Raw genomic sequence first — 4,761 nt, forward strand, 5'->3', positions numbered from 1 at the left:
GAGCGCGGTGCGTCAGGTGGGGAGGGAGCGGGTGGTGAAGGTGGTGGTGGTGTCCGGCGCTGCGGCGTCGGCGGGGAGGCGGCGCAGGGCGGCGCGGTCGGCGTAGAGCGTCCAGCGCAGGAAGTCGGTGGTGGTGGCGAGCACCTGGGCGAAGCCGGGTCGTCCGGGCGTCAGGTACTCCCCGTGGCCCTGACCGGTGAGGCTCAGGAAGGCGGCCGGCCCGAGGCAGCGGGCGTACGCGGCCCGGCCGATCGACTCGGGCACGATCCGGTCCGCGCTCCCGTGCACGAACAGCATCGGCGCGAGCGGCCGGGAGAGCCCGGCGACCATCCGGCCACCGGCGATCACGATTCCGGCCCGTACCGGGAACGGCTGCCCGGAGGCGAACATGCCGAGCGTGGTGTGACCGCCGGCCGAGTGACCGGCGGCGGCGAACCGGTCCACTGCCATGTGCGCGCCGAGCGGATCCCCGGGGCGGGCGCCCAGCCGGACCAGGTGACGGATCAGTCGCCAGGCGTCGGCCGGCTGGTTGCGGACGTCCTCGCGGGTGAAGGCGCGGGCGCGCTGGTTCGTACGCGGATAGGTGGGCGCGACCACCACGAAGCCGGCGGCGGCCCAGCGGCTGGTCAGCGCCGCGTGCAGGGCGGGCAGGCTGCGCAGCCCGTGGCTGTAGAGCACCACCGGGAACCGTCCGGCGGCGAACGGCGCTCCCGGCCGCACACGCGGTCCGGGGCTCGCCGGTGTGGCGCGTCCGGAGGGAGCCGCGACGACGGACGGCAGGGCCGAAGCGCGCGGCCCGCGCGGGCCCGGCAGGACCGGCGCCTGATCGGCACCGGCCGAGCCAGGGCCGGCCGAAGGAGGACCGGCCGAGCCAGGACCGGCCGAGCCGGAACCAGTCGGGCCGGGGCCGGCCGTGTGCGGCCGTGCGGGAGACGGTGGTTGCGCCGGGTACCAGACGGTGACCGGCAGCGGCCGCCTGCCGTCCGGGTCGAGCGTGAACTGCCGCATCCCGACCGTGTACTGGTGCGTCGGCGCGGGCCCGACGGCGGCCGGCACCGGATCGGGCGTGGCCACGGCCGGGCCGCAACCGGCCAGCAGCGCCGTCATCAGCGCGGCGACCAGCCGCTGCCCCCTCACACCTGCACGGTAGGCAGCCGAGCGGTCGGCCCGCGCCCGCCGTCCGGGCCGGTCGGTGCCGCCACCCGGGCGGCTCCCGCCTCCACCGGGTGGCCGGGTTTGCCCGATCCCACCATCCGGATCCGCAGGTGGCGGCCCGGCGGGACACTCCGCTGCGGGCGGCTTCGCTAGGGTCAGCCGCATGGCTGAGAACTACACCGACCCGAGTGGCAACACCGCGCAGTTCCGCGCATTCGTCGATTCTCCCGAGCCGGCCGCGTCGGCGCCGGCGCCGTCGCGCGTGCCGCTGATCGCCGGCGTCGCAGTCGCCGCCGTGGTGGTGGTCGCCCTGGTCGCCTGGATCGCCCTGGGCTGAGCCGGGCTGACCCGGTCCGGATCAGCCGCGCGAAGGGTCGGACGGTCAGACGCCCAGCACCTCGCGGGTCTCGCGGGCGATCTCCCGCTCCTCGTCGGTGCCGACCACCAGCACCGCCACCTCCGCGCCGTCCGGGGAGACGACCCGGTCGCCGTGGCCGTCGTTGCGCGCCGGGTCGACAGTGACGCCCAGCCGCTCCAGCCCGGCCAGCGACGCCGCCCGCACCGGAGCGGCGTGCTCGCCGACCCCGGCGGTGAACGCGATCGCGTCGACCCGGCCGAGCAGCGCGTAGTACGCGCCCACGTAGCCGGTGATCCGCCGGCAGTAGACGTCGAACGCCAGCGTCGCGTCCGGGTCACCGGCGTCGCGGCGGGCCAGCACCTCCCGCATGTCGTTGACCCCGGTCAGTCCGAGCAGGCCGCTGCGGTGGTTGAGCAGGTCGTCGATGTCGTCCACGACCATGCCGCCCTCGCGGCGCAGGTGGAAGATGACTGTCGGGTCGAGGTCGCCGCTGCGGGTGCCCATCACCAGGCCCTCCAGCGGGGACATGCCCATCGAGGTGGCCACGCTGCGCCCGCCCTGGACGGCACACGCGCTCGCCCCGTTGCCCAGGTGCAGGGTGATCGTGTTGAGCTCGTCGTACGGGCGGTCGAGCAGGTCGGCGACGCGACGCGAGACGTACGCGTGCGAGGTGCCGTGGAAGCCGTAGCGGCGGACGCCGTACCGCTCGGCGGTGGCCTTGTCGATCGCGTACGTGGCGGCGGCCTCGGGCAGCGTGTGGTGGAACGCGGTGTCGAAGACCGCCACCTGCGGCGTGTCCGGCAGCGCCTCCCGGGCCACCCGGATGCCGGCCAGGTTGGCCGGGTTGTGCAGCGGCGCCAGCGGCACCAGATCCTCGATCGCGGCGACGACCGCGTCGTCGATGCGTACCGGCGCGCTGAACTTCCGCCCGCCGTGCACCACCCGGTGGCCGACTCCGGCGAGGCCGCTCAGGTCGAGCCGGCCGATGATCTCCCGGACCGCGCTCTCGTGGTCGGCCGGCCCGCCGCCGGGCTCGCCGATCCGCTCGACGGTGCCCTTGTCCAGGACGTCGTCGCCGTCGTACAGCCGGTACTTGACCGACGAGGATCCGCTGTTGAGGACCAGGATGCGGCTCATTCCGACGCCTCCGCGGCGGCCTGGATGGCGGTGATCGCCACCGTGTTGACGATGTCCGGCACGGTGGCGCCGCGGGAGAGGTCGTTCACCGGCCGGTTCAGGCCCTGCATGACCGGCCCGACCGCCACCGCCCCGGCCGAGCGCTGCACCGCCTTGTACGTGTTGTTGCCCGTGTTCAGGTCCGGGAAGATGAAGACCGTCGCCCGCCCGGCGACCGGGCTGTCCGGCAGCTTGGTGGCCGCGACCTGCGGGTCGATCGCCGCGTCGTACTGGATCGGGCCCTCGACCAGCAGGTCCGGCCGGCGTTCCCGGACCAGCTTGGTGGCCGCCGCGACCTTCTCCACGTCGGCGCCGGCGCCGGAGCTGCCGGTGGAGTACGACAGCATCGCCACCCGCGGTTCGATGCCGAACCGGGCCGCCGTGTCGGCGGACGAGATGGCGATGTCGGCGAGCTGGTCGGCGTCCGGGTCGGGGTTGACGGCGCAGTCGCCGTACACCAGTACCCGGTCGGCGAGCAGCATGAAGAAGACGCTGGAGGCGACCGAGACGCCCGGCACGGTTCGGATGATCTCGAAGGCGGGCCGGATGGTGGCGGCTGTGGTGTGGGTGGCGCCGGAGACCATGCCGTCGGCGTGGCCGGTCTGCACCATCATCGTGCCGAAGTAGTTGGGCTGCGCCACGATGTCGTGCGCCAGCTCGACGGTGACGCCGCGGTGGGCGCGCAACTGCGCGTACGCCTGCGCGAACTCGTCCCGCCACGGGCTGGTCACCGGGTCGACGACCTGGGCGTCACCGAGGTCGACGCCCAGTTCCCGGGTCCGCCGGGCGATCTCGTCCGGGCGGCCGAGCAGGGTGATCTCGGCGACGCCCCGGCGCAGCAGCACCTCGGTCGCGCGCAGGATGCGCTCGTCCGCGCCCTCGGGCAGCACCAGCCGGCGGCGCCGGGCGCGGGCCCGGTCGATCAGGTCGTTCTCGAACATCAGCGGGGTCACCCGCGCGGACCGGCTGACCCGCAGCCGGCGGGCCAGGTCGTCGGTGTCCACGCAGCGCTCGAACGCGCCGAGCGCGGCCTCGACCTTGCGCGGGTTGGCGGTGCTGGGGCGGCCCTCGATCCGGCTGGACGCGGCCACCGTGTCATAGCTGTCGCTCGGTACCGACAGCACTGGGAGCCCGGTGTTCATCCGCTCGACCAGGCGCATCGCGCGCGGGTCGGGCTGCTCGCCGAGCGTGAGGACCAGCCCGGCCAGCGACACCTGCCCGGCCACGTGTGCGGCGCCGGCGGCCACCAGCAGGTCCGCGCGGTCGCCCGGGGTGATCACCAGCGCCCCGTCGGTGAGGTGGTCCAGCAGCGTCGGCACGTGCGCCGCGCCCACCACGTAGTCGAGCACGTCGCGGTCGAGCGCGGTCTCGTCACCGGTGAGCACGGTGCCGCGCAGCGCCGCCGCCACCTCGGCCACGGTCGGCGCCGACACGGTCGGCACCTCCGGGATGGCGTACGCGGGAACCGGCAGCTCGGGCAGCGTCATCGGCTCCGGCACGCGGTTGGCCAGCGCCGCGATCACAGTCGCGCCGAGGTCCACCAGATCGTGGTACGCGCCGCGCAGCGCCGCCGCGATCGCGTCGGGCTGCTGCCCGAACCCGTCCACCACCGGCACCACGACGCTGCCGAACTCGGTCGCCAGCCGGGCGTTGAAGGCCAGTTCACGGGGGCCGGTGCCGTCGCCGTAGGCGAAGTCGCTGCCGACCACCACTATCGCCGGGCAGCGGCGCTCGACCTCCCGGTAGCGGGTGACGATCCGGGAGATCAGCTCCTCCCGGCGGCCGTCCGCGACGAGCGCGCTCGCCTCGGCGTACGTGGCGCCGTACAGCTCGTCGACCGGCAGGTCCATCCGGTAGCGCTCGGTGAGCAGGGCCAGGATGGGGTCGGTGCCGTCACCGGAGACGAGCGGCCGGAACGCGCCTATCCGTTCCACCTGCCGGGACAACAGCTCGGCCAGCCCGAGCGCCACCGTCGATTTTCCCCCGCCCGAACCAACGCCGGTCAGGTACACGCTGCGCGCCACGACCTCACGCTACAAGATCGCTGTAACCCCCGCCCAGGTCCTTCGACC

The 4,761-nt window shown here is 74.6% G+C and carries 4 protein-coding genes; 1 reads left to right on the plus strand and 3 read right to left on the minus strand.

Annotation, left to right across the window (positions count from 1 at the left end):
* Positions 1-12 precede the first annotated feature (12 nt).
* Positions 13-1,137 (minus strand): alpha/beta hydrolase, encoded by a 1,125-nt coding sequence (locus tag EAD96_RS20515; protein WP_121685453.1) that lies wholly within the window; start codon positions 1,135-1,137, stop codon positions 13-15.
* Between the two features lie 181 nt (positions 1,138-1,318).
* Between EAD96_RS20515 and EAD96_RS31235 the strand changes: the two genes are divergently transcribed.
* Positions 1,319-1,492: a hypothetical protein gene (locus tag EAD96_RS31235; RefSeq protein WP_199733245.1), complete on the plus strand. Its 174-nt coding sequence runs from the start codon at positions 1,319-1,321 to the stop codon at positions 1,490-1,492.
* A 45-nt stretch (positions 1,493-1,537) separates the two neighbouring features.
* On the opposite strand, the gene EAD96_RS20520 is transcribed toward EAD96_RS31235, so the two are convergent.
* Together EAD96_RS20520 and pta are read right to left on the minus strand one after the other, a co-directional pair.
* Positions 1,538-2,650, minus strand: coding sequence for an acetate/propionate family kinase (locus EAD96_RS20520; RefSeq protein WP_120573295.1), 1,113 nt, complete (start codon positions 2,648-2,650; stop codon positions 1,538-1,540).
* Positions 2,647-4,713 (minus strand): phosphate acetyltransferase, encoded by a 2,067-nt coding sequence (gene pta / locus EAD96_RS20525; protein WP_121685454.1) that lies wholly within the window; start codon positions 4,711-4,713, stop codon positions 2,647-2,649. The genes EAD96_RS20520 and pta overlap by 4 nt, the downstream gene beginning before the upstream one ends.
* Positions 4,714-4,761: the final 48 nt, after the last annotated feature.

It is taken from the genome of Micromonospora sp. BL1 (assembly GCF_003667485.1).
In the GTDB taxonomy this organism is placed as follows: domain Bacteria; phylum Actinomycetota; class Actinomycetes; order Mycobacteriales; family Micromonosporaceae; genus Micromonospora; species Micromonospora tulbaghiae.

What these genes read in the sequence shown, in the direction of transcription:
- EAD96_RS31235 (WP_199733245.1), top strand. Translation starts at nt 1,319, where the DNA reads ATGGCTGAGAACTACACCGACCCGAGTGGCAACACCGCGCAGTTCCGC.
- EAD96_RS20520 (WP_120573295.1), bottom strand. Translation starts at nt 2,650, where the DNA reads ATGAGCCGCATCCTGGTCCTCAACAGCGGATCCTCGTCGGTCAAGTAC.